The sequence below is a fragment of the Streptomyces sp. UNOC14_S4 genome (assembly GCF_020740835.1).
GTDB lineage: Bacteria > Actinomycetota > Actinomycetes > Streptomycetales > Streptomycetaceae > Streptomyces.
In genome coordinates this window covers 1-825 of the sequence record NZ_JAINFC010001006.1, presented here as the reverse complement: position 1 = coordinate 825, position 825 = coordinate 1, and the positions used below count along the sequence as shown (strand labels likewise).

At 64.5% G+C, this 825-nt stretch carries 1 protein-coding gene; it reads left to right on the top strand.

From position 1 onward, the window contains the following. The first annotated feature begins 171 nt into the window (after positions 1-171). A complete protein-coding gene (locus tag K6I34_RS37605; RefSeq protein ID WP_229332492.1) occupies positions 172-522 on the top strand; it encodes a hypothetical protein in 351 nt (116 codons plus the stop codon). Positions 523-825: the final 303 nt, after the last annotated feature.

Sequence of the window (825 nt, the reverse complement as noted above, 5' to 3'; positions counted from 1 at the left end):
CTCGCGGATGTTCTCTCGATCTGTGGATATGGAACCGTAGGAAGTCCCATCGTCCCAGTTCAAGGGGCATCCGCGTCTTCATGTCCAGGCCCTGGACCGGTCATCGCTCGGTGGATCAAGGCTAAGCCCGCGACCGACCGGAAGGCTCTGATCGAACAGACCGAGAAGCACTTGGGCAAGGCCAAGTCGGAGCTCGCGCGCATCCAGAAGGGAATCCGCAACGGCACCTACGACGCAAAGCGCTACGCGGTTGCACTCGAGATGTACGAGAAGGACGTCATCGGCCTGAGCCTCAAGTACGACGAGCTCAGGGAAGGGAAGCCCTGGAGCACCTCCGAGCTCGGCCGCACGCAGGAAAGGCTGGCAAAGGCCAAGTCGGAGCTCGCGCGGATTCAGAAGGGGATCCGCAACGGTACTTTCGACGCGAACCGTTACGCGCTCGCGCTCGAGATGCACGAGAAGGACGTCGTCGGCCTCACCTATAAAATCGACGACATCGCCAGTGGTGGGCTCAAGCGCTGACAACGCGCCTGCCTGAACGCGCGCCCTGAGAGCACGGGCAACTCTGCCGCTGAGGGGCGGGGCGGCCGCACGGCGCCGCCTCCGCCCCCAGCGGACGTGACCGTCGGCGATACCGGGTTGGTTCAGTCCGGCATCGACCGTGCACCGTCGGCCCCCGTGTCGGCCTCGGAAATGAGGTCGACACGGGGCGAAGCTCAAGGGGCATCCCTGTAACCTCCGCACCCTACAGGTCGGTGCCGCTGGCTTCCTTGAGGGTTTCGATGCTCTCCGGATCCTTTGGGGCGGAGCGTCGGTACTGGGGGG